Source organism: Pantoea sp. YU22, from assembly GCF_003970755.1.
Classification (GTDB): domain Bacteria; phylum Pseudomonadota; class Gammaproteobacteria; order Enterobacterales; family Enterobacteriaceae; genus Pantoea; species Pantoea piersonii.
Genome location: NZ_RYDU01000006.1, coordinates 71255 through 95868 on the forward strand (window position 1 = coordinate 71255; position 24614 = coordinate 95868).

Below are 24614 nucleotides of genomic sequence, written 5' to 3' on the forward strand. Positions count from 1 at the left end.
TATGTCGGAACTGACATTTCCAGCAGGTTTTTTATGGGGTGGCGCATTAGCCGCGAATCAGTCTGAAGGCGGCTATCTGGAAGGGGGGAAAGGCCTGACAACGGTAGATATGATCCCGCACGGCGCCGCGCGCATGCCGGTAAAGCTGGGGCTGGAGAAGCGCTTTAGCCTGCGCGACGATGAATATTACCCCAGCCATGAGGCGATCGATTTTTATCATCGCTATAAAGAAGATATCGCCCTGATGGCGGAGATGGGATTCGGCGTCTTCCGGACCTCCATCGCCTGGAGCCGCCTCTATCCGCGCGGCGATGAACCAGAGCCGAATCAGGAAGGCATTGCCTTTTATCGCAGCCTGTTCGAAGAGTGTAAAAAATATGGCATCGAGCCGCTGGTCACGCTTTGCCATTTTGATGTGCCGATGCATCTGGTGGTGGAGTATGGCTCGTGGCGCAACCGCAAAATGGTTAATTTCTTCGCTCGCTATGCGCGCACCTGCTTCGAAGCCTTTGACGGTCTGGTGAAATACTGGCTGACCTTTAATGAGATAAACATCCTGCTCCACAGCCCCTTTTCCGGCGCCGGTCTGGTGTTCGAAGAGGGAGAAAATCAGGATCAGGTGAAGTATCAGGCCGCGCATCACGAACTGGTCGCCAGCGCCCTCGCGACCCGTATCGCCCATGAGGTCAACCCGGCCAACCAGGTGGGCTGTATGCTGGCGGGCGGCAATTTTTACCCCTGGTCCTGCAGGCCGGAAGATGTCTGGGCGGCGCTGGAGAAGGATCGCGAGAACCTCTTCTTTATTGATGTGCAGGCGAGAGGCGCCTACCCGACGTATGCCGCCCGCCTGTTCCGGGAGAAAGGCGTCACCATTGAGATGGCGAGCGAAGACGCCGACATCCTGAAAAACAGCGTCGATTTCGTGTCGTTCAGCTATTACGCGTCGCGCTGCGCCTCGGCGGAGATGAACGAGCGCAACAGCAGCGCCGCCAACGTGGTGAAGTCTCTGACCAACCCGCATATCAAACGCAGCGACTGGGGCTGGGGCATCGATCCGCTGGGGCTGCGCATCACCATGAATATGATGTATGACCGCTATCAAAAGCCGCTGTTTCTGGTGGAGAACGGGCTGGGCGCGCAGGACAAGGTGGAAGCGGACGGCAGCATTAATGACGACTACCGCATCAGCTATCTGCGCGAGCATATCCGGGCGATGGCGCAGGCAATTGACGACGGCGTGCCGGTGATGGGTTACACCACCTGGGGCTGCATCGATCAGGTCGCCGCCTCAACCGGCGAAATGAGCAAGCGCTACGGCTTTGTTTATGTCGATAAAGATGATCTGGGGGGCGGCACCCTGGCGCGCACACGTAAAAAATCGTTCTGGTGGTATAAAAAAGTGATCGCCAGCAACGGGCGCGATCTCAACTGACGCAGCGCCAGAGAGGCAGCAAAATTCACGGGCGGCAGTTCATTTTTCCCCGCTTATGCCACACTTAACGGACCTGCATTCTGTTAAGGATATCTGATGAATTTTCGCTGCCTCTTTCTGGGCCTGAGTCTGGCGGTATGGAGTCATTCACTGCTGGCTATTCCGCTTCCTCAGCGCCCGCCCGAGAGCCTGCCGCCGGAGCAATATACCAGTCAGGCCAATGATAACAACACGATAACCTGGCGGTTATGGGCGCCTGCCGCCAAAGCGGTCGAGGTAGTGACCGGCCCTACGCCCGATCGTTACGTCTCGCATCCTATGACTAAAGACGATCGCGGCATCTGGTCGCTTACCAGCGGACCCATGCAGCCCGGCTTATATGAATACTTTTTTAATGTGGACGGCTTTCGCAGCGTCGACACGGGTAACGCGCTGGCGAAACCGCAGCGTCAGGTGAATACCAGTCTGATTCTGGTGCCCGGCAGCCTGCTGGATGAGCGCAACGTGCTGCACGGCGAGATCCATACCCTGACCTGGCACTCGCCGTCGCTGAACCGCGAACGGCGTATCTCCGTCTGGGTGCCGCCCGGCACGCGCGCCGACTCTCCTCCGCTGCCGGTGCTCTATTACTATCACGGCTTTGGCGATACCGGCCTTTCGGCGCTGGTTCAGGGACGGGTGCCGCAAATTATGGATAACCTGCTCGCCGAGGGGAAAATCGTGCCGATGCTGGTCGTGATGCCGGATACTGAAACCGACGCCGCGGGGGCGATACCTGAAAGTTTCGCCCCGGGCACCCGTCGCGAAACGTTCTATCCGCGCAATGCACAGGCGGCGGACAAAGAGCTGACAGAGGAGATTATACCGCTCGTCGCCGATCGCTATCCGGTGCGGAAAGAGGCCGAAAGTCAGGCGCTGGCGGGGCTGTCGCAGGGCGGCTATCAGGCGCTGGTCAGCGGTATGCGGCATCTCGATAAGTTCGCCTGGCTGGGGATTTTCAGCGGCGTGACCACCGAATCCGTACCCGATTTTCGCGTGGCGGCGCAGCTGAAAAAGCCCGCCGCCATCAACCGTCAGCTAAAACTGCTGACGCTGGTCAGCGGCGAAGAGGACATCATTACCGGGCGCGATATGACCGGCCTCAAGGCGCAGCTGGACCAGCGCGGCATTCACAGCGACTGGCATACTTACCCTGCGCTGGGGCATGAGATGGATGTCTGGCGTCCGGCCTATATTGAGTTCGTACAGAAGCTGTTCCGCCCGGAGAATTAAGGCAGCGTTTTGATCAGGGTCAGCTGGTTTTCATCCTCGCCCTCGCGGTAGCTGACCCGATCCACGCCGGAGAAGATAAGCTGCATACCCCGGCCGCCTTCGCTCAGGTTCTTCAGCGTTAACGGCGCGTCGGGATCGATTACCGGCGGCTGACGCTTCTCCTCTGGCACAGGCACGCCGCTGTCATAGAGCGTTACCGTTACCTCACGGCCGTCATGGCTAAGACAGACCCGGTAGTGCGCCGTCGCATCGTCATGGTAGCCGTGACGAATAATATTGCTTGCCGCCTCGCATAACGCCAGATCGAGCGGATAGATCCAGACCTCGGTCACCGGCAGCCCGGCCAGAAACTGACGCAGCGCGATGCCGAGCGTCGTCAGACTATTAATCGTGGCAGGCAGCCGTAGCGCTTTCTGCTGGGTGTGTTCGGACATTGCTCATCCTCCGTTCAGCGCGGCGAGCGCCTCGCTGCGGTCAGCGCAGAGGGTGAATACCCGATCCATGCGTGTCAGCAAAAACATCGCTTTAATATTGCTGTTGAGCGCGCAAATCACGAGCTGTCCCTTTCCGCTCAGCAGTTTCAGCAGCGAGATCAGCGCGCCCAGGCAGCTACTGTCGATAAAGTCTACGCGCGAAAAGTCGAGAATCAGCGCGGTTTCGCCCTGCTGGATCACCCCCGCCACCGCCTCTTTGAAACGCAGCGCCACCGACGCGTCGAGTCGTCGCACCACCGGCGTGAATACAAAGGCGTTGTCGAGCTTTTCAGTTTCAAATTTCATGTCGCTTCTCCCGTTAAGCCTTGCTGCCGCTCAATCACCAGCAAGGAGATATCATCCGCCGCGGAGACGGCTTCGTCCGATGCCAGACCGCGCCACTGATTAAGTGACTGTTCCACCGCCGCCAGCAGATCCACCAGCGCGTGCTTATGAAGCGAAGCCAGTAATTTTTCCAGACGCGCAGCGCCAAACATCTGTTGCTCTGCATTTTCGCACTCGCTGATGCCGTCGCTGTAGAGACAGAGCCGCTCGCCCGGCGCAAGATGAAAGGCGCTCTCGTCCCAGTCCAGATGCTCAAGCAGCCCGACCGGCGGGCCGCCCTCACCGACTTCACGCACCTCGCCCTCGCCGCTCACGATAAAAGGGGTAGGATGCCCCGCCTGACAGAGCCGCCCTTCGCCGCTGCGGCGATCGATCACGCCGTAAACCATGGTGAAATAGCTGGTGACCTCGGGATGCTGGGCGCAAAAACGCGCGTTCAGAATGCGCACCACCTGCGACGGCGGCGTGATGGCCGCGCCGTCGAACAAGAAGGGATCGACCGTGCGGCCATGCAGAAACTGGCGCGCCACCGCCACCGACATCATCGCCGCCGTCACGCCATGCCCGGCGACATCGACGCAGTAAAATCCCACGGTATGGTCATTAAGGGGAAAGAGATGAAACAGATCGCCGGAAACCCATGCGGAGGGCATAAACAGCCAGTCGGCGAAGTAGTCGCCCTGGCGCAGATGATGCGGCGGCAGAATGCTGCGCTGTAGCGTCGCAGCCGCCTGTAAATCCTGTTCGATTTGCGCCAGCGCCTCGCTGAGGCGGCGATTTTTGCTCGCCAGCGTCGCCTCCAGTCGCAGGATACGTTCGCCCGCGTGCAGTCGCGCCTGGAGTTCGACCTGATTAACCGGCTTGCGCAAAAAGTCATCCGCGCCGGCGGCGAAACCGACGCGCAGATCCTCCACGCTGTCGCGCACGGTAAGAACGATAATGTAGATATAGCGATCCTGTAGCTGCTGACGGATCTGACGGCAAAGCGTCAGGCCATCCATGACCGGCATTTCCCAGTCGCTAATCACCAGGCTCACCGTTTCCTGCGCCAGCAGCGCCAGCGCCTGCTCGCCATTCTCCGCTTCGAAAACCTGATAGCCCCACTGCTGTAGCAGTCCAGCCAGCAGCCTGCGATAGAGCAGTGCGTCATCAACAATTAATACGGATTGAGGCTGAAGCGCATCCATAGAAAACCTCAGAAAGGAAGGAACCAGATAAGCGAGATTGTGCCCTCACGAAATTTGGCATTGGCGCTGCTCCGACCGGGAAAGCGCGTGCCGCTGTAGTTGCTGTACTGGATAGAGAAAGATCCCGGCGTATAGGTTGCATAGCCAAAGCTGTAGCTGTAGTCGCCGTTCCAGGGCTGCTGTTGTTCATGATTCGGAAACCAGAAGGCGGTGGCGCGGATAAAAAAGTGCTGCTTAAAGGTGTAACCGCAGCCGCCCAGCCCGACCTCTTTGTTCGAACGCAGGTCGTTATCCGCCAGCGAGTAGTAGCGCGGCACCCAGCTGACGCCGAGCTGACAGGTCAGCGCGTCCCCTTTGTTGATGAGCAGATGCTTTTCCAGATCCTTCGGCAGCGAAAATTTATAGGCGAAGGTTAAAGCGCCCTGTTCAAGGTAGGTGCGGCGCGCAGTGCCTGACGGAAACAGGCGGTTTTCGCCATAGTTGCTGTAAACCAGGCTGAAGGTATTTGGATGCCAGTCGTCGTAGCCAAAGCTGTAATGAAAATCCGTATCGTACTTCGAGTAGTTAGTGATCGGCGCGCGCATCGTTATGTTGGCGAACCAGAAACTGTAAGGGGAATACTGCAGGCTGAGATTAAGCAGCTGATTAACCTTTTTCTTTTGTTCCGCGCTCTCTGAGCCGTTAGGGATCGACAGCCACTGATCTTTTAATCCGCTGGAAAAACTCAGCGCGCCGGAAAATTTATTTTTGTTGCCGGCAAAAAGACGTCCCCAGCGGCTTGAGACGGCCGCCGCCGGTACCGACTCATCATGCATTGCGGCCGCTCCGCTGTCGGACGAGGCGGCGCAGGCAGGCATCGCCGCGCTGGCGACGAAGGCGATCATCAGCAATCCTGCTCCTCTGGCCGGAAGCCCAGGGTGAATCATGCAGCGCTCCTCGCTTAATTAGGGATAAAACGACCGCCAATCTCTTTTTTCGCCATCCACCACAGCAGCCCAAGGGCCGCCATATGAATAAGCGTGTTGCGTAGCCACGCCTGGTGCCAGAGGTCGAAATGGACGAACTGGCTGACCGCCATCACGACAAAGACGTGCAAAATAAAGGTGTAAAGCGAGTGCTGTCCCAGCGGAATAAGAAACCAGCCGAAGGCGCGTTCAATGGGCCGCCAGCAGAAAGTCAGCACCAGATAAACCAGCAGCATCAGGCTGAAGTCGTTCAGCACGCGGCAGGGCCCGAGCGCATTTTTGCTGGCGAGATGGTAATAAAACCAGTTGAAATCGGCGGGCGGGATAACGTGCAGCAGCAGAAACGAAGGCATAAAGGGGTTGGTATGGTTCTGCGCGACGAACATCATGACGAGCGCGTAGATCACCATCAGACCCATCACGATATAGCCGCCCGGCGTGCGCGCCAGCGACATCAGTTCATCCTTGTACCAGCCGCAGCACATTCCCAGCACATAGATAAACTGCCAGGCGAGCAGCGGGAAGGCAAACTCGAACTCCGCGACGGTCAGCCGCGTCGGCCAGAGGTGATAGCTGACGTAACCCGCAAGGGAGGCCAGCAGCAGCCATCCCACGCGACGGCTCTGCAGCAGCGCCAGAAAAAGCGGGCTGGCCAGCAGCAGGCAGATATAAAGTCCGAGGATCTGCGTCTGATGCGGTCCGATTTGCAGATAGAGAATGATATTGAACCAGGTCTCTTTAATCTGCGGCGTGGTGGGAAACAGCGACCAGACGGTGCCGGAATAGCGATCGACGAAGTGGGTCACTTCAAAGGTGTTGATAAAAGGGAGGCGCGACAGCAGCAGCATGATAAAGATGATGGTCAGATTGACCAGATAGATTTTCCCGGCTCGCCGCCACAGGTTCCAGCTTACGGTTAACAGCACCTCTTTTTGCAGTCGCTGACGGTTGAGCATGCCGAGCATAAAGCCCGACAGAATAACGAAACCTTCCGCGCCGGTGGTCAGCCCGAACCGCTCCCAGGTAAAGATATTAATCAGCGACAGCAGCTCGGTATGCGCCACCACCATCATCACCAGCGCAATGCCGCGCAGCATATCGACACGCAGATCGCGCTTGCCGGGCACGGCATAGCGCCACGCACGCCAGTCGACGCTTACCGCTTTAGGCTCAAACGCCACATCCGCCATAAATCATTACCGTAAGTGATGTAAGTATTCTTGTTAGTTAAATTAAACAGATCTTTACTCTGTAAGAAGAAGTTTAGCGCTGTTGCCGTTTAAGTCACGCCGAAATGAAAAAATTCTCAATCACCTTGTAAATACCTGTAATTTAATACTATATAAATCTAAACAAGCTGACTGATGGTAAAGCTGTTAATCTTTCGGCGTAAGCGGCAAGTTATAACCATAAAAATTATTTACTTATTGTTATTTGTTAAGTTAATGAATTGATTATTGCATCCAGGTGAAAAGATAACCAACAGACGCTTCCGCTATCGAAACGAGACGCCATGGATTATTACTTTTCACGCTTTGAACATCGCCGTCCGCCCGCCCCGCTTCATACGCCGCTCTGGGTGATGAGGCTCTGGCAAGTGCTGGCCGTTACTGGCCTGATACTGGGCGCGAACTACATCCGCTGGCGCTGGATGGAGTCGCTTAATATGGACGCGCTCTGGTATGCCGTTCCGCTGGCGCTGGCGGAAACGCTCGCCTGGCTCGGCACGCTGCTCTTCACCATTAATATCTGGCAGGTGAAAGATCCGCCGTGTCCGGCGCCGCCCGAGGAGATTAATCAGTGCCTGCCTGAACAGGACCGCACCGATCCGCGGCCGCCGAAGGTGGATCTCTTTATCGCCACCTACTCTGAAGATCCTGAGCTGGTGCGTCTCTCTATCCGGGATGCGCTTAAGCTGACCTATCCCACGCCGCTCGATCTCGCTATCCATGTGCTGGACGACGGCCGTCGACCGGAGATGCGCGCAGTCTGCGAGCAGGAAGGGGTGAATTACATCACCCGTGAAAACAATATCGGCTTTAAGGCGGGCAACATTCGCAACGGTATGGAGCAGACCGACGGCGATTTCCTGGTGATCTGCGATGCGGATACCCGCGTTTTTCCCAGCCTGCTGGCCAATACGCTGGGCTATTTCCGCGATCCGGATGTCGCCTGGGTACAGACGCCGCAGTGGTTTTACGATCTGCCTGAAGGGGAACGCCTCTCCGCCTGGCTGCGCCGCCGCGCCGGTCTGCCGGGCTATCTTATCGGCCGCGCGACAGAAGGCCTGTTTGGTCGGCTGACCATCGGCAACGACCCTTTTTTCAACGATCCGCGCATGTTTTACGATGTTATCCTGCGCCGCCGCAACTGGGCGAACGCGGCGTTCTGCTGCGGCGCGGCTTCGGTGCACCGCCGCGAAGCGGTAATGCAGGCGGCGCTGCGCAGCTATGTTTTTAGCGTCGAAGAGGAGATATCGCGCCATACGCGCGATATCCGCGATGAGGAGATGCGCGCCACCCTGAGCCAGGCGATGCGCCCGCATGTTATTGCCGATACGGAGCTGACGCCTTACAAGTTCCACGTCTCGGAAGATATCTACACCTCTATCGTGCTGCACGGCGACAGCGGACGCCGCTGGCGTTCGGTTATGCATCCCGGCATCGAGTCCAAAATGCTTTCGCCGCAGGATCTGCTGACCTGGATGATTCAGCGCTTTAAATATGCGGCGGGTTCGCTGGACATTCTGTTCCATGACAAAATATTCAGCCGCCGCCGTTTTAAGCTCAGCCTCGGCCAGACCCTGATGTACGGCACCACCTTCTGGTCCTATCTCGCCTGTATCTGGAATACCGTTTTCCTGATCTCGCCGCTTGTTTATCTCTTTACCGGCATTCCCCCCGTCTCCGCCTATTCGACTCCGTTCTACCTGCACTTTTTGCCCTTTTTTATCGTGTCGGAGCTGGCGTTTATGTTCGGTACTTGGGGCATTTCCGCCTGGGACGGACGATCGTCCTACCTCGCCTTTTTCTCCGTTAACCTGCGCGCCCTGGGCACGGTGCTGCGCGGCGAGAAAATAAAGTTTCACGTCACGCCGAAAGAGCGACAGTCGGGTCGGTTTCTCTATCTGGTGAAGCCGCAGCTGGCTATCGTGGCGCTGACGCTGCTCGGCTTGATCTGGGGCGGTATTCAGGTGGCGCGCGGCAACGTCGACGATCCCTCGGGCTATGTCATTAATATTTTCTGGGGGGCGGTCAATATCGCCGCCATGATGCCCATGATTATGGCGGCGATGTGGACGCCGCCTGCCACGCAGGAGGCGGAAGCGGAATGAGCCTGAAATCGGGCATTTACAGCGCGCGCAGCTATCTCACCATTCTGATCGGCTTTTTGATCGGCTTCGCCATTGTTTTGTGGGTCGAGCGACAGATGCCGACGCGCGTTGAGAGCACAGACGGCATCGTACTCAGCAAGTCGTTCCCGCCTCTGCCGCAGCAGCGTGAGCTGACCTTTGACGAGGCGGTCTGGGCGCGTATCGCCTGGCAATATTTTGTTAATAACACCCAGGCGAACGGGCTGGTGAATGCCGAAGCGGATAAGCCCTGGCTCAGCCTGTGGAGCACCGGCAGCTACTTGCTTGCGGCTATCGCGGCGAAACAGCTCGCCATTATCCCCGATGCGGAGTTCGATGACCGGATCGCCTCGGCGCTCGACGCGCTGGGCCAGCTGCCGCTGAAGCCAGACGGCTTGCCCGCCGCCTTCTACGAAGCCGATACGCTAAAGGCGCTGCCTTCGCCAGATGAAAACGCGGGATCGGCCATTGATATGGGACGCCTGCTGATGCCGCTGCAGATCCTGCTGTGGCGCTATCCGCAGCACGCGGCGGCGGTCAGTCAGCTGCTTTCACGCTGGCAGCTCGCCGGTCTGCTGCAAAGCAGCGGGCCGCAGGGCGCGAGTTTGCCGGTCAATCGCTGGGTGATCCGCACTGACGATCCGCGCGGCAGTTACGGCTATCGCCTCTATGCGGGCAGCGTGCTGCGGCTGATCAACGCCGCAGCCGGTCTGGCGGTCAGCCAGCCGCCGGACGGCCTGAAGCTGGTCGAGATCGACGGCCATGCGGTGCCCGATGAGGGGCTGCGCACGCCCTGGGGCAAGCAGCCTTCTCTGGTCAGCATGCCCTATCTGCTGACCGGGCTTGAGCAGGGCTTTGACGCCCGCAGCGGCGAAATCACCTGGCGCATTATGCAGATCGTGCAGAACCGCACCGGTACGCCTTCCGACGCGGGTGTGATCAACAGCGACTACGCCGAGCAGGCGCCCGATTTCGTCGGCGCGCTGCCGGGTAGCCAGCCGCTGCCCATTCAGAATATCCATGCCAGCGCCAGCGAGTCGCTCGCCAGTCACGCCCTCACCTCGACCCGCTCCGCCTTCGCCTGGTATGCGCTGTTCCGCAACCGCTGGAGCGAGGCGCTGCGCAAAGAGATGCTGCCGATGATTGAACCCGGCAAGGGCTGGAAAGCGGGTTTCAACGCCGACGGCTCGGTTAACGCCGCTATCGATGCGGATACCAATGCGATGGTGCTGGAAAGCCTCTCCTATATCGCCCATGGGCAGCTACTTTGCCTGGCCTGTCTCGCCGCCCCTTTACCCGTTCAGCAGCCGCAGCAACAAGGAGTAACATCGAAATGAGATTTTTATGGCTTCGTCAGTCCGGCTTCGCTGCCCTGCTGGCTGCGCTGATGCTTCTGTCACCCGCTATAAAGGCGGCTATCAGCCTGCCCGCGTCAGATTACAAGGTGCGCCATGGCGAGCTGACCGAGCGCGAAATGGCGGTGGCGAAAACCGCCTGGTCCTATTTCGTGGCGAACTATCAGCCCACCACCGGGCTGGTAAATGCGGTAAACAAATACCCTTCCACCACCATGTGGGACAGCGCCTCCTACCTGGCGGCGCTGACGGCGGCGCGCGAGCTTGGCATTATCGATAAGGCGGAGTTCGACCGCCGTCTGCTGCAATTCCTGGCGACCCTGAACAAGCTGGTGCTGTTTCAGAATCAGGTGCCTAACAAGGCCTATAACACCATTACCGGCCAGAAAGTGGACTACCTGAACAAACCGGGGGAGATCGGTTTCTCCGCTATCGATATCGGCCGCATGCTGCTCTGGCTGAAAATTATCAAAGAGCGCTACCCGGAACATGGCAACAGTATCGACAACGTGGTGCTGGGCTGGGATTTTACGCACGTTGTGGATGACTGCGGCACGCTTTATGGCGCCTATCTCGACGGCAATAAACAGCCGCAGTATGTTCAGGAAGGGCGTCTTGGCTATGAAGAGTACGCTGCGGCAGGCTATCAGCTGTGGGGATTCTCCACCTGTCAGGCCAGCCGCCCTGAACCTTACGCGCTGGCCGATATCTACTGCGTGCTGGTACCTTACGACACGCGCGATCCGCGCATGACCAGCCAGCACAACTATGTCGTGACGGAGTCCTACCTGCTGCACGGGCTGGAAATGGGCTGGGACAACGCCGACGACCGGGATAACGACGCCACCGGCTTCAGCCATCCGTGGATGAAAAATTTCGCCGACCGCGTTTATCAGGCGCAGGAAAACCGCTACATGATCACCGGCGTGCTGACGGCACGATCGGAACATCAGCTCGATAAATCCCCTTACTTCGTTTACGACACGGTTTACAGCGACGGCTATAACTGGAACACCATTACCGACAAGGGACAGTATGTGCCTAACGTGGCGGCGGTATCGCTTAAGGCCGCGCTTGGCATGTGGGTGTTGTGGAACTCGCCCTATACCGACCGCCTGTTCGACGCCATCGAAAACGCCGACGAGAAAGACAAAGGCTATTACGAAGGGCTGTATGAAAATGGCGACGGGCCAATCAAAGAGTTCACCGCCAACAATAACGGCATCATGCTGGAAGCGCTGCTGTTTAAAAAAGAGGGCAAGCTGCTGCGCTTCAACAGCAACGATCCGCGTAAAGCCAGCTATGCGCCCTCTATGTGGGAGAAGCGGCTGGTCGATATTTTTGAACCGAACAACACGCCGCGCAACCGCCCGTTCCTTAACGTAACGCCAGGCATTAAGAACTGGTGTGAGCAGAGCGGCACAGCCGTACGCAGTGCCCCGTCGTGCCGGGCCTGCAAGTGCGCGCGCTGCGACAGCCAGGCGCCCGTTAAGTTACCGCCGGTGGCGACGACATGCCTAAAACAGTAATCCGCATAAGTCTCGCGCTGCTGCTGGCGATAGTGCTGGTTATCGGTCTGCTGGCCTGGAATCAGGCGGCAGGCTGGCGCTGGCTGGTGAACGGCGGCTGGCACACTACCGCGCGGCTCGGCGCGCTGAACGATCAGGAGCGACGCTGGGCGACCATCGCCTGGCGCTATTTTGAGAATAACCTTCAGCCGCAAACCGGGCTGGTCAACGGCAGCGATAACCGTCCTGTGGTCAGCCTCTGGCAGATGGGCGACACCCTGATCGCGCTCACCGCGGCGCGCCAGCTCGGTTTGATCGACGATGAGGTGTTCGATCGACGGCTGACGCAGATCCTCGGCACCCTGAATCGTTTGCCGCTCACGTCAGCCAACGTACCTAACTTGCTCTACAGCGCCACCAGCGTTGCCATGGTGGGCTACGCCAATACGCCGCAGGTTGTCGGCTGGTCGGCGAAGGATATGGCGCGGCTGATGATGGCGCTGCGCATCGTGGCGGCGTTTCATCCTCAGTACAGCGAATACCTGGAGCGCGTGATTTTGCGCTGGGATTTTTGTCGCGTAGTGGATGATAAAGGGCAGCTCTATGCCGGACAGATGCGCGATCAAAAGCTGACGCCGCAGGCTGAAGGCCGTCTGGGCGACAGCGAATACAGCGCGGCAGGATTCGGACTCTGGGGATTCGCCAATGACCAGTCGCTCCGCCCGCCTGCGCAGCATGTCATTATCGACGGGCTGGCGCTCGATATTGATGCGCGCGATCCGCGCACCACCTGGACACCGGCGACGATCACCACCACGCCTTATGTGCTGAGCGGAATGGAGTATGCCTGGACGCTGCCCGGCGCCGATCGCGATATCGTCACGCTTCAGCGCCAGCGCGCCAGCAATGTCTATCGCGTGCAGGAGATGCGCTGGCAGCAGAAAAACATCCTGACCGCCCGCAGCGATTTCAATATTTCCGCCCCGCCCTGGCACGTTAACGACACTATTTTCGCCAACGGCTACGCCTGGAACACGCTGGCTGACGACGGCAAATGGGTGCCGCGTCTGGCGCAGGTCTCGACCCGCGCGGTGTTCGGACTCTGGGCGTTGTGGCAGACCCCCTTTACCGACGCGCTGATGAGCATGACGCAGCGGCAAAACGATCCGCAGCGCGGCTGGTTTGAAGGGCGCGTCGAGGCGACGGGCGACTACAACCGCGCCATTACGCTCTCCACCAACGCCATGGTGCTGGAGGCGCTGCTGTTTAAGGCGAACATGGGCGCGCTGCTGCGCGACAGCGAGCTGAGCGATCGGAGCTATTTCCGTCGCCAGCTGGAAGATCCTTTTACCGCGCCGAAACGCTGTTTTCCTCTTAACAACGCTGCTCTGAGCGGCAACCTGAATTAAGGAGGCGTGATGCCTGAAAGCCAGCTTCCTAAAGCGCTCGACTCGCTGCGCGCGGCGGTGCTGATGTATGACGATAAGGAGCGTCTGATCGCCTTTAACCATCAGGTAGTGCGCTTCTATCCCGGCATAGAGCAGCGCATTCGCCTTGGCATGACGCTGTCGCAGCTGGCGGAGGAGTTCATCACCTCAGCCTTTATGACGGAAAATCAGCAGGGTCGTCAGGCGATGATCGATAACCTGATCGGCCGCTGCCGTCTCGATAATCACAGCGAAATGCGCCGTATCGGCAACCGCCAGGTCTTTGTGCAGCACAACCGCACGCCGGAAGGCGGCATCGTCAGCCTGCATATTGATATGTCGGGATTCGAACTGATTAACGAATCCCGCCGTCAGCTACACGCCGATTTTGTGCTGGCGGCGGAATCCACCCAGATTGGCATCTGGGACTGGCAGCAGGAAAACGATCTGCTGCAGGTCAATGACGCGCTGCTCAATATGCTGGGTTATCCGCGCGAGACCTGGCACTACAGCGCCAGCTTCCTTGACACGCTGCTGCATCCCGACGATCGCGAGCCGCTGCAGCAGCTTTTCTCCAGCGCCAGCAATCAGCAGCTGCCGGTATTTGAAAGCGAAATTCGTTTGTTACACCGTAACGGAAACTACCGCTGGATGCTGCTGTCGGGCCAGGTGGCGAGCGTCACCGTCAAAGGCGAAACCGCGCGCGTTATCGGTACGCTGCAGGACATCACCAAACGCAAAGAGGCGGAGCAGCTTTCGCTGCAGGCGCTCGCCGCCGCGCGCGCCGCAAACGAGGCGAAGAGTATTTTCCTCGCCAATATGAGCCATGAGATCCGCACGCCGATGAACGGCATCCTCGGCATGACGCAGCTCTGTCTTGATACCCAGCTGACGCCTGAGCAGCGCGAATATATGACACTGGTCTACCACTCAGCGCACACGCTGCTGCGGGTTATCAACGATATTCTCGATTATTCTAAAATCGAGGCGGGGAAAATCGAGCTGGATGAGGAAGAGTTTCAGCTGCGGGCGTTTCTGCATGGGCTGATGCGGCCACTGATGCCTGCCGCTTCGGAAAAAAATGTCGAGCTGCTGGTCAATGTCGCGCCGGATGTGCCCGATACGCTGACGGCGGACAGCGTGCGGCTGCGCCAGGTCCTGACGAATCTCGCCAGCAATGCGCTAAAATTCACCCCTTCCGGCGAAGTGGAGCTTTCCGTACGGCGCGATGCGCAGACCCACCGCCTGCGCTTTCAGGTGCGGGATACCGGCATCGGCATCCCCGCTGACAAGCAGAAGCTGATTTTCGAGTCATTCAGCCAGGCGGACACCTCAACGACGCGCAAATATGGAGGAACCGGCCTGGGGCTGACCATCTCCGCGCGACTGGTGGAGATTCTGGGCGGCGAGCTTACCGTAGAGAGCGAGCCGGGCAAAGGCAGCGTCTTTAGCTTTACCCTGCCTGCGCCGCCGCAGCCCGTCAGCGACGCACTGAAAACCTCGCCGCGTTTCGGCAGCGTGCCGGTGCTGGTGGTGGACGATAACGCCACCAACCGCCTGATTATGAGCGATATGCTGCGCAATATGGGCTTATTGCCCAGCCTGGCGGCCAGCGCCGCTGACGCGCTGGCTATGCTGCAAACGCACGCCGGTTTTCCGCTGATCCTGCTCGATGCGCAGATGCCGGATAAAGATGGCATGACGCTGGCGCAGGAGATCAAATCCACGCCTGCGCTGGCCGACTGTCAGATCATTATGCTCAGCTCCATGAGCCGCTTTATGGATGCCGATCAGCTTGCCCGCATCGGCGTGAACTACTTCCTCGGCAAACCGGTCGACCAGCGCGAGCTGTATGACGTTCTGATACAGGCGCTTGCGCTGCAGCCCGCCAGCGACGCCGCGCCTGTCCAGCGCGTGCGCGATCTCGCCGCCAGCGCGGAGCACCCGCTGCGCATTCTGCTGGCTGAAGATAACCTGGTGAATCAGAAGCTGGCCGCACATTTTCTCACGCGGCTGGGCCACCAGTTCGCCATTGTCAGCAACGGCCTCGAGGCGCTTGAACAGCTGGATAAGGAAAAATGGGATCTGATCCTGATGGATCTGCAAATGCCCGAACTGGATGGTGAGCAGGCGACGCGCCTGATCCGCGAGCGCGAAGCGAGCCGCCCCGGTCGATCGCATCAGCGCATTATCGCCATGACCGCGCACGCCATGAAGGGGGATAAGGAGTTTTGCCTGCAACACGGCTTCGACGGCTATCTGGCGAAGCCGGTAAGTCTGGAAACGCTTAACGACGAGATACTGCGCGTCATCACCCTGCTTGCGCCCGCGCAGCCCGCTGCGCCCGCATCGCCTCCCGATCGTCAGACGCTGGCGACGCGTCTCGGTCTGGATGACGCGCTGCTGAGTGAACTGCTGACCCTGTTCGCCGACGGGCTGCCGGAAATGATAGCGCAGTTGAAAAGCGCCCTGAGCGAACAGGATATGACGCGCATTCGCCGCCTGGCGCACAAGCTGCGCGGCGAAGCCTCTACGTTCGGCTTCGACGCCTTCACCCGGTTTTTACAGTCGCTGGAAGATTCGGCTCGCGAGGAAACGCAGCTGGAGAGCGCTGCCTTAATCACCCAGCTGGAGCAGCAGTCTGATCTGCTCTCCGCCCAACTTCGCCAACTGCAGGAGAAGTCATGATGCGTTACGCCCTGTCGCTGAGCGTACTGTTTTGCGCGCCGCTGTTTGCGGCGCAACTTTCCCCGCCTGAGAGCTGGTCGCTGGCGGGAGAGTGGCGCGCCCACGACGCAAATGACGCCGATTTTGTTGGCTGGCGCGGCAGCGACCAGACCTGGCGTAAGCTGCGCGTGCCGGCTAACTGGTACAGCGCCGGCTGGGATCACCAGGGCGCGCTCTGGTATCGCACCCAGTTTTCCCTGCCGAAGCAGGCAGCCGATCGGCTGGCGACGCTGGAGTTCGACGGCGTTGACTACTTCGCCGACGTCTGGCTTAACGGACAGAAGCTGGCGCAGCATGAAGGCTATTTCCAGCGTTTCGCGGTAGACATTACCGGCAGCCTGAGGCGCCATAACCAGCTGGCGGTACGCGTCGACAGCCCGCTGGAAGATCCGCAGAAGAACTGGCCGCTGCGTAAAAATCTGATGAAAGGCATTCTTAACCAGCACGACTCCCGACCAGGAGGCGCCTGGTCGCCGCAGGGCCAGGACGCCAATTCCGGCGGCATCTGGTCGCCGGTCAGATTGCGCCTGAGCCGCAGCGTAGCGATCGATAATGTGATTCTCCGGCCGGACTGGTCGCAGGGCCTGACGCAGCCGCGCCTGCGCGTTGAGTTTGTCTATCGCGCCCCGGCATCCAAAGCGGCCACGCTGGATCTGACCGCGCGGCCCGATAATTTCAGCGGGGGCGCCTATCATCTGCAGCAGAGCGTAACGCTGCAGCCAACCGGCAATGAGCCGCAGCGCATCGCCGTCACCCTGCCGATGCCGAAGGCGCAGCTCTGGTGGCCGAAGGGCTACGGCAAACCGGCGCTCTATCAGGTGCAGGTCAAGCTGCGCGACGAACAGGGCATCCTCGACCAGCGCAGCAGCCGTACAGGTTTACGCCAGATTGTGGAGCAGGCGCAAAATCAGGGCTGGCTGATTAACGGTCAGCGCCTGTTTATTCGCGGCACCAACTATATCGGCTCCCCCTGGCTCAGCACCATGAACAAGGCGCGCTACGGGCGTGATTTCGATCTGGTCGAGCGGATGAACGCCAACGCTATCCGCGTGCATGGCCATGTGGCGAGCCGCGCGCTCTATCAGGCGGCGGATGAGCGCGGGCTTTTGATCTGGCAGGATGTGCCACTGCAGTGGGGCTATAACGACACGCCCGCCTTCGCCGATAACGCCGCCAGACAAACTCAGGAGATGGTCGAGCAGTTCGGCAACTCGCCCGCCATCGTGGTCTGGGGCGGGCAAAACGAGCCGCCGTTTAATTCGCCGTGGATGGGCAAGCGTTTTCCCGACTGGAATAAAGATCTCAACCGCAACCTGATGCAACGCGTGGCCGATACGCTGGCGAAAGATAACAGCCGTATCGTCCATCCGTTCTCCGCCGTCGAGGAGCACTACTGGGCTGGCTGGTACTTTGGCACCATGGCGAACCTGCTGGAGCCGGCGAAAACCGCCACCATTACCGAGTTCGGCGCGCAGGCGCTGCCGGAGCTTGCCACGCTGCGCACCTTTATCCCGCGCAGTGAACTCTGGCCTGCCACCACCCAGCCGGGCGATCCTAAATGGACGCGCTGGAAGTACCATAATTTCCAGCCGATCCAGACCTTTCAGAATGCGAAAATCTCACGCGGCGAGAATATTCACACCTTTATCGCTAATACGCAGCGCTATCAGGCGCAGCTTGTCGCCATCGCGGCGGAAAGCTATCGCCGCCAGCGTTTTCAGCCGGTTACCGCCCTCTTTCAGTTTATGTTCGTTGAAACCTGGCCCTCTGCCAACTGGGGCGTGGTGGACTATTTGCGCCATCCCAAAGCGGGCTATTTCGCGCTGAAGCGCGCCTATCAGCCGCTGCTGCCTTCGATAGAACCGAAGAGTCTGGAGTGGAAGGCCGGACAGCCGGGGCAGTTTAATCTGTGGGCGATTAACGATTTGCCGGTGGCATACAAAGGCACCCGGCTGGAGTGGCGCATAGCCCAGGGCGATAAGGTTCTGGCGCAGGGCAAGCAGCAGGTGGACATCGCGGCCGACAGCGGTAAAAAAGTGGTGGAGCTGCCGGTGACACCGTCACGAAATGGAACGCTGCGTGTGTCGGTGAAAATTGTCAATGGCGAGAACCGTTTGCTGGCGCGTAACCAGATGGAGTTTGAGGTTGCGCCATAGCCTTTCGGGAGTTAGCCCGCTAATCGCGTGAGCCAGTTTATCAATGCTTCGCTGCCCGGCTGGCTGCGCGAACGCTGCGGCCACGCCAGAAAGTAAGGTTTACTGAGCGGCAGACTCAGCGTATCGACCATCACCAGGTCGCTACGCGCCAGTTCAGCGGCGATCAGCCGTTTTTGTCCCAGCAGTAACCCCGCGCCGGATACGGCGGCGTCAATGGCCAGCGAGGTGAGATTAAAACGTAACGCCGGTTGCGGCGCCGCAACCGGCATTTCCTTAGCGAGAAACCAGCTACGCCAGTCAGGCAGAAAACGCCCTTCATTGCCCCAGTCGAGATGAATCAGCGGCGCCTGACTGAGCGCGCTTCCAGGCGGATAACGCTGTAGCAGAGCCGGGCTGGCTACCGGCACGACCTCATCCAGAAACAGGCGTTGCTTATCCAGCTGCGGATAACGCTCTTCACCGAAACAGATGACAAAATCCGCTGGCGTGGCGTTAAAATCCACCTGCGCATGAGTGCCATACAGCGATAAATCGATATCCGGACAGTGTTCACGCCACTGCATGATATGGGGTAGCAGCCACTTTGAGGCCAGCGCAGGCAGCGCGTAGAGTGTCAGCTTCGGCATGACGGCAGCATGACGCAGGTTCTGCTGGCCGAGATGCAGAATGTCAAAGGCTTCGGTCACATAGCGCAGGTACTCTTTGCCGGTCTCGGTTAACATTACCCCGCTCTGGGTACGCACAAACAGCGCGCTGCCAAGCTGCTCCTCGAGCTGGCGGATTTGCTGACTTACCGCCGCAGGCGTCAGCGCCAGCTGAGCGGCGGCCTTCGCCAGACTGCCCAGCTCCGCCGCAACCTTGAACGCCTGAATAACGCTGATTTTAGGTAACCGCGGTGACTGAGCAGGCATTAAGCTTTCCTTAACAGGCCGTTAAATTTATATCGTTATGCATTAACATATCAGCAAGTTACAGTTTTCAACCACCTGAAATGATGAGAACTGCCGCTATGTCCGCTTTGATCCGTTTTGATTTACACCCGCTTGCCGACGCCGACTGGCGGCGCGATTGCCGCGAACAGCTCAACCAGCACGGCGCGCTGGTGCTGCGTCAGTTTTTACAACCCGCCGCGCTGCAGGCCATCATTGCCGAAGGTGAGGCGCAGCGCCATCAGGCATATCACACCCTCAGCAAGCACAATGTCTATTTAATGAAGCCTGATGAAGCCTATAGCGCCGATCATCCGCGCAACCGTGATGTGAGCAGCACCAAAGGCTGCATCACCGACGATCTTATCGCCGCTGATTCGCCGCTGCGCCAGCTCTATAATGATGCGCTGTTTAAACATTTTCTGTGCGATGTGCTGGGTGAAACCGCGCTCTATCCCTATGCCGATCCCCTCTCCTCCATCAACCTGCACTATGCGCCGGATGGACAAGAGCTTGGCTGGCATTTTGATAACTCCTCTTTCGCCATCACCCTGCTGGTGCAGAAGCCGCGCGCTGGCGGCGTGTTCCAGTATGTGAAGGATCTGCGCGACGCCGATGCCGGAGAGATGAACTTTGACGGCGTTGCCGCCGTACTGGATCAGCGGCACCCGGTTGATGCGCTGGCGATTGAGGCCGGGGATTTAGTGCTGTTCCGCGGGCGCAATTCATTACACCGCGTGACGCCCACCGAAGGCGATATCACGCGGATGCTGGCCGTGCTGGCTTATAATACGCAGCCGGGCATTGCGCTGTCTGAAACCGCACGCATGACCTTTTATGGACGGTTGTGATCGAGACTTAATAAACCCTCCCATCCCCGCCTGAAAATCTGCTGGGTGCGAAACGCCACCAGATCGCGCCAGTCGCGATCTGCGGGCCAGAAGCCTTCCACCAGGCGTTGTTTGATAGTGCGCCCCGCTTCGCTGGCCGGGTCGCCCTGCAAATGCAGCCAGTGGTCTTCGCGTACCCGACGATGCATCTCTTCGCCGGGAAAGGTGCCGCACTCCACGACCAGCGGCAAAATATGCGTATCGGGCAACGCGTTCAGCAGGAACTGCGAGAGATATCCCGTGGCGGTGGCGGTCACGCCGGTTTCACTCTCCCGTCCGGGGCCAGTGAACAACAGCGTCAGCCATTCGCCATAGATTCTTTTTCCCCACTGATGGGCGTCGACAGGCTGTTCGGCAATAGAGAGCAGCATCGGATGTCCCCAGGCTCCGGCTCCGGTATGCAAATCAAAGCTGAGTAGGGTCGTCGCATGTGAAAGATGATGCTCAATAATGCTTTGCAGAGTGCGATAAGACCAGCTGGGTTGCTGGCCGCCATAGAATAAGCCGTCGGCAAACTGATATTGCCCCGCTTCCACTACGCGTTTAATCGCTAACCAACCTGCACTGTTAAGGGTTTCCTGCAGCAGCTGGTCAGCTTTAGCCCGCTCACCGTGGTAGATCCCGTGCCACTCAGCGTAATCCGCATTGGCGGGCGCAGCCTGACTGAAATCGATAAAGTTACGGTTGAGATCGATATTGTCTTCATTGACGCGCCGCAGATGGGCCGCACCCCAGGGGTTAAGCAGGTGCAGCAGCACAATCGCAGTATCATCGGGTAAGGAGGTGAGACTGAACTGATTGAGCCAGTTAATCTGACTGTCAGATCCGTAATAGCCTTCCACGCCGTGCGTACCGGAGATTATCAGCATCACTTTAGAGGCGTGGAGATCGCCCAGTACGGCAACATCTGTGTAAAGGGGTTCGCCCTGTGGGCCTGGCAGCGGATGTTTATACGAGGTCAGGGTGCCGTTTTGGCGAGCAACAGCAGCAACAAAGCGGCCGCGTTGAGAGGTGTAATGTGGCAGTTCGGTCATGGCTTCTCCTGCGGCTGGCTGCGTCCGCCCCCCTTACCGCTGCCCCTTTCAGCAGCGGCTACGGGCAAAAACGCGTAAGTCATTAAGGATAGACCTTAAATTCAAAATACTTCTTCGCCAGCCGATCGTAGGTTCCGTTAGCATGCAGCGCCGCCAGCGCCTCATTAATCAGCTTCAGGTGGACCGCGTCACCCTTGCGCAGGCCAATACCGACGCCGTTGCCAAGCAGCGCTTTATCAACCAGCGTTGCCTTAATAACATAATTTTTGCCTTCCGGCGTATTCAGGAATCCCTGAGCCGCTGACACCGCATTCGCCAGCGAGCCGTCAAGACGACCAGCCACCAGATCCGGATATATCTCCATCTGGTTTGGATAGGAGACGATATTGACCCCTTGCGGCGCCCACTTCGCTTTCGCATAGGTTTCCTGAATGGTGCCCTGCGCCACCCCAATATTCTTGCCGCGCAGTGTGCTGGTGTTCTCTGTCAGGGCGCTGTTCTTCGGCGTCAGCAACGCGCTCGGCGTGATGTAGAGCATATCGCTAAAATCCACCTGCTCGCGACGCTTCTCCGTCATCGACATTGCCGAGAGAATGGCATCAAACTTCTTTGCCTGTAACGCCGGGATGCTGCTATCGAAGCCTGTCTGCACCCACTGGCACGTCACCTTCGCCTGCGCGCAAATGGCATTGCCCAGATCAATATCAAATCCCTGGAGCGAGCCATCGCTGGCTTTGGATTCAAACGGCGGAAAGGTGGGATCAACGCCAAAACGCAGCGTCTGCTCAGCAGCAGAGAGTTGGCTAAACGCGCTGAGCGAAAGCAATAAAGTGAGGGGCAAACTTTTTTTCATTATTATCTCCAGCAGGCGGGACATTAAATAACGGCATGCAGAACTAATAACATGGCGAACGGATCGCCACCACTAAAAACGAAGATTAACTGAGAGGAAATGCTTATATTTGTTAGCACGTTAGCGAATATTTATACGCTATTAAAATTTACTTAATGCGGTCGCCTTATTTTTGCCCTAATTCGTCTCGGGCCAAGGGGGCGGCCAGTCAGAGAGCGTTCCTTTCGCGCGTCACAAGCTCTGCGCGCGCGGCTAATGCCGGTCATCATTCCACCGTTGAGTTCCCCAGGACACCTTCGCTTCCATGCTGGCTTTTCTTGCTCGGCACCCAACATGAACGTTATTCATGTTCAGTGAATTTAAATCACTTTTACTCAATGCATGACTCAGGCATAAAAGATGCAGAGTTGTTAACTAATAGTAATATGAAGAGTAGTGGATGAGAAAACAAGCAAAGAAAATCGGGATATCCTGAGCAGCAACAATTAAGAGCAAGTTTCACATCATAAATTAGGATACCAGATTACGATGACTCAAAATTTCAGCTTCGCTATTAAACGCCTTCGTTTCGACGAGAACTATAACCCTTCTGAAAATACGCGCATTACGACCAACTTTGCTAATTTAGCCAGGGGGGAGAAACGCCAGGAGAACCTGCGCAATGCGTTAGTGATGATAGACAACCGGTTTAATTCGCTGGCGCACTGGGATAACCCTAAAGCAGACCGCTATGCCGTCGAGCTTGATATCATTTCCGTGGAGATGATTATTAATGCTAACGGCGATAACGCTTCTTTTCCGGTGATCGAAATCCTGAAACCAAACGTCGTCGATCGCAAAACCGGCGAGCGCATTGAGGGTATTGCCGGCAATAATTTTTCCTCTTACGTGCGGGACTACGATTTTAGCGTACTGTTATCAGAGCATAATAAAAACAGAGCGGAGTTCACTATCCCGGACGATTTTGGCGATTTGCACGGCAAGATCTTCAGAAGTTTCGTTGCGTCAGAGGCCTACAGGGCGCAGTTTAAAAAGTCGCCGGTGATATGCCTGAGCGTTTCCAGTAAAAACATCTACCACAGAACCAATAATCAGCACCCTGTACTGGGCGTAGAGTATCAGCAGGATAATCCCTCCCTGACCGATCGCTATTTTGCAAAAATGGGACTGCAGGTTCGCTATTTTATGCCGCTTAATAGCGTTGCGCCGTTAGCGTTTTACTTTAGCGGTGACTTACTGAGCGACTACTCTAATCTTGAGCTTATCAGCACCATCAGCACGATGGAGACTTTCCAGAAGATCTACCGGCCTGAGATATATAATGCAAATTCGGCCGCTGGAAAATGCTATCAGCCAGACCTGAACCATCAGGATTATTCATTAACCCGAATTGTTTATGATCGAGAAGAGCGTAGCCAGTTAGCTATTGAGCAGGGAAAATTTACCGAGCAAACCTTTATTAAACCCTACCAGACTGTTCTTGAGCAGTGGGCTGCTAATTTCGCGCTTTGATTAAAAAAATACACAAGGTCACCTTTATGAAAAAGTTATTACCTGTTTCAACTGCTGGCAGCTTACCTAAACCTTCCTGGCTCGCTCAGCCTGAGACGCTCTGGTCACCCTGGAAACTGCAGGGTGATGAATTAGCTGACGGCAAAAAAGATGCGCTGCGTTTATGCCTGGCGGATCAACTGCAGGCGGGTATTGATATTGTCAGCGACGGCGAACAAACGCGTCAGCATTTTGTCACGACCTTTATCGAGCACCTGAGCGGCGTCGATTTTGAGAAGCGCGAAATTGTTAAAATTCGCGATCGCTATGATGCAAGCGTCCCGACCGTCGTCGGCGAAGTGAGCCGCCAGAAGCCTGTCTTTGTTGATGATGCTAAATTTTTACGCCAGCAAACCAGCCAGCCGATTAAATGGGCGTTGCCTGGCCCGATGACGATGATCGACACGCTTTATGACAGCCACTATAAAAGCCGTGAAAAACTCGCCTGGGAGTTCGCCAAAATTCTCAATCAGGAAGCCAAAGAACTCGAGGCGGCTGGCGTAGATATTATTCAGTTCGATGAGCCTGCGTTTAATGTCTTCTTCGATGAGGTGAATGACTGGGGTATCGCTACCTTAGAACGGGCGATTGAAGGACTGAAATGCGAAACCGCTGTCCATATTTGTTACGGCTACGGCATCAAAGCCAATACAGACTGGAAAAAGACGCTGGGTTCAGAATGGCGACAGTACGAAGAAATTTTCCCTAAACTGCAAAAATCCAGTATCGATATCGTTTCGCTGGAGTGCCAGAACTCTCGCGTTCCCATGGATCTTATTGAGCTGATCCGCGGCAAAAAAGTGATGGTCGGCGCCATTGATGTGGCGACCAATGCGATTGAAACGCCAGAGGAAGTCGCCAACACCCTACGCAAAGCCCTGCAGTTTGTCGACGCCGATAAGCTCTATCCCTGCACTAACTGCGGCATGATCCCCTTGCCGCGTCGCGTGGCGAATGGGAAGCTGAACGCGTTAAGCGCAGGCGCAGAGATTGTCAGAAGAGAGATTCTGGCTAAATAACGCAGAGCCTGATCAATACTCAGTCCGGTTAGCGCGCAGATTGCCCTGACCGGTCTGAGCAGTAAGGCCCATCGCGATCGCTGATTTGCCAGCCTTTCCCCTCTCGTTTATCCGTGACCCTTATCGTCTTTTGTTGGCT

General features: G+C 57.5%; 19 protein-coding genes. 11 read left to right on the forward strand and 8 right to left on the reverse strand.

Annotated elements, in window-relative coordinates; translation table 11 throughout:
* The first annotated feature begins 1 nt into the window (after position 1).
* Both EKL29_RS10945 and EKL29_RS10950 read left to right on the forward strand, forming a co-directional pair.
* A complete protein-coding gene (locus EKL29_RS10945; RefSeq protein ID WP_126689676.1) occupies positions 2-1432 on the forward strand; it encodes a 6-phospho-beta-glucosidase in 1431 nt (476 codons plus the stop codon).
* Between the two features lie 96 nt (positions 1433-1528).
* The gene (locus tag EKL29_RS10950; RefSeq protein WP_126689677.1) at positions 1529-2704 is read left to right on the forward strand and encodes an alpha/beta hydrolase-fold protein; all 1176 of its coding nucleotides are present in this window, start codon (positions 1529-1531) and stop codon (positions 2702-2704) included.
* On the opposite strand, the gene EKL29_RS10955 is transcribed toward EKL29_RS10950, so the two are convergent.
* From EKL29_RS10955 to opgC, 5 genes are read right to left on the reverse strand one after another with little or no spacing between them, the layout of a single operon-like run.
* Positions 2701-3138 carry an ATP-binding protein gene (locus EKL29_RS10955; RefSeq protein ID WP_126689678.1) on the reverse strand — a complete coding sequence of 146 codons (438 nt, stop codon included), beginning with the start codon at positions 3136-3138 and terminating at the stop codon, positions 2701-2703. The two genes, EKL29_RS10950 and EKL29_RS10955, sit on opposite strands and share 4 nt — an antisense overlap.
* 3 nt (positions 3139-3141) lie before the next feature.
* Positions 3142-3483, reverse strand: coding sequence for an STAS domain-containing protein (locus EKL29_RS10960; protein WP_126689679.1), 342 nt, complete (start codon positions 3481-3483; stop codon positions 3142-3144).
* A complete protein-coding gene (locus EKL29_RS10965) occupies positions 3480-4709 on the reverse strand; it encodes a PP2C family protein-serine/threonine phosphatase (RefSeq protein WP_126689680.1) in 1230 nt (409 codons plus the stop codon). Before EKL29_RS10965 ends, EKL29_RS10960 begins: the two co-directional genes overlap by 4 nt.
* An 8-nt stretch (positions 4710-4717) precedes the next feature.
* Positions 4718-5635, reverse strand: coding sequence for a hypothetical protein (locus EKL29_RS10970; RefSeq protein WP_376749684.1), 918 nt, complete (start codon positions 5633-5635; stop codon positions 4718-4720).
* Between the two features lie 14 nt (positions 5636-5649).
* The gene (gene opgC / locus EKL29_RS10975) at positions 5650-6864 is read right to left on the reverse strand and encodes an OpgC domain-containing protein (protein ID WP_120456334.1); all 1215 of its coding nucleotides are present in this window, start codon (positions 6862-6864) and stop codon (positions 5650-5652) included.
* Positions 6865-7187: 323 nt separating this feature from the next.
* On the opposite strand from opgC, the gene EKL29_RS10980 reads away from it, so the two are divergent.
* Genes EKL29_RS10980 through EKL29_RS11005 form a run of 6 tightly spaced genes read left to right on the forward strand, consistent with a single transcriptional unit; the run spans position 7188 to position 18199 of the window.
* Positions 7188-9008, forward strand: coding sequence for a glycosyltransferase (locus EKL29_RS10980; RefSeq protein ID WP_126689681.1), 1821 nt, complete (start codon positions 7188-7190; stop codon positions 9006-9008).
* Positions 9005-10363, forward strand: coding sequence for a DUF3131 domain-containing protein (locus tag EKL29_RS10985; RefSeq protein WP_126689682.1), 1359 nt, complete (start codon positions 9005-9007; stop codon positions 10361-10363). Before EKL29_RS10980 ends, EKL29_RS10985 begins: the two co-directional genes overlap by 4 nt.
* Positions 10364-10413: 50 nt before the next feature.
* Entirely contained in the window at positions 10414-11910 is a 1497-nt protein-coding gene (locus EKL29_RS10990; protein WP_240629475.1) for a DUF3131 domain-containing protein, read from the forward strand.
* Entirely contained in the window at positions 11895-13298 is a 1404-nt protein-coding gene (locus tag EKL29_RS10995; protein WP_126689683.1) for a DUF3131 domain-containing protein, read from the forward strand. The genes EKL29_RS10990 and EKL29_RS10995 overlap by 16 nt, the downstream gene beginning before the upstream one ends.
* A 9-nt stretch (positions 13299-13307) precedes the next feature.
* Complete coding sequence (locus EKL29_RS11000) at positions 13308-16004, forward strand: response regulator (RefSeq protein ID WP_126689684.1); 2697 nt, start codon at positions 13308-13310, stop codon at positions 16002-16004.
* Positions 16001-18199 (forward strand): glycosyl hydrolase 2 galactose-binding domain-containing protein, encoded by a 2199-nt coding sequence (locus tag EKL29_RS11005; RefSeq protein WP_126689685.1) that lies wholly within the window; start codon positions 16001-16003, stop codon positions 18197-18199. The genes EKL29_RS11000 and EKL29_RS11005 overlap by 4 nt, the downstream gene beginning before the upstream one ends.
* An 11-nt stretch (positions 18200-18210) precedes the next feature.
* Here the strand turns inward: EKL29_RS11005 and EKL29_RS11010 are convergent, their stop codons facing one another.
* Positions 18211-19110, reverse strand: a complete 900-nt coding sequence (locus EKL29_RS11010) for a LysR substrate-binding domain-containing protein (RefSeq protein ID WP_126689686.1) — start codon at positions 19108-19110, stop codon at positions 18211-18213.
* Positions 19111-19208: 98 nt separating this feature from the next.
* Between EKL29_RS11010 and EKL29_RS11015 the strand changes: the two genes are divergently transcribed.
* The gene (locus EKL29_RS11015) at positions 19209-19979 is read left to right on the forward strand and encodes a 2OG-Fe(II) oxygenase (protein ID WP_126689687.1); all 771 of its coding nucleotides are present in this window, start codon (positions 19209-19211) and stop codon (positions 19977-19979) included.
* Here EKL29_RS11015 and EKL29_RS11020 read toward each other — a convergent pair.
* Together EKL29_RS11020 and EKL29_RS11025 are read right to left on the reverse strand one after the other, a co-directional pair.
* A complete protein-coding gene (locus tag EKL29_RS11020; protein WP_126689688.1) occupies positions 19964-21052 on the reverse strand; it encodes a DUF2817 domain-containing protein in 1089 nt (362 codons plus the stop codon). The genes EKL29_RS11015 and EKL29_RS11020 overlap by 16 nt on opposite strands.
* Before the next feature lie 82 nt (positions 21053-21134).
* A complete protein-coding gene (locus tag EKL29_RS11025) occupies positions 21135-21905 on the reverse strand; it encodes a transporter substrate-binding domain-containing protein (RefSeq protein ID WP_126689689.1) in 771 nt (256 codons plus the stop codon).
* A gap of 528 nt (positions 21906-22433) precedes the next feature.
* On the opposite strand from EKL29_RS11025, the gene EKL29_RS11030 reads away from it, so the two are divergent.
* Positions 22434-23417 (forward strand): DUF1852 domain-containing protein, encoded by a 984-nt coding sequence (locus EKL29_RS11030; protein ID WP_126689690.1) that lies wholly within the window; start codon positions 22434-22436, stop codon positions 23415-23417.
* Positions 23418-23443: 26 nt separating this feature from the next.
* A complete protein-coding gene (locus EKL29_RS11035; RefSeq protein WP_120456593.1) occupies positions 23444-24475 on the forward strand; it encodes a methionine synthase in 1032 nt (343 codons plus the stop codon).
* Positions 24476-24614: the final 139 nt, after the last annotated feature.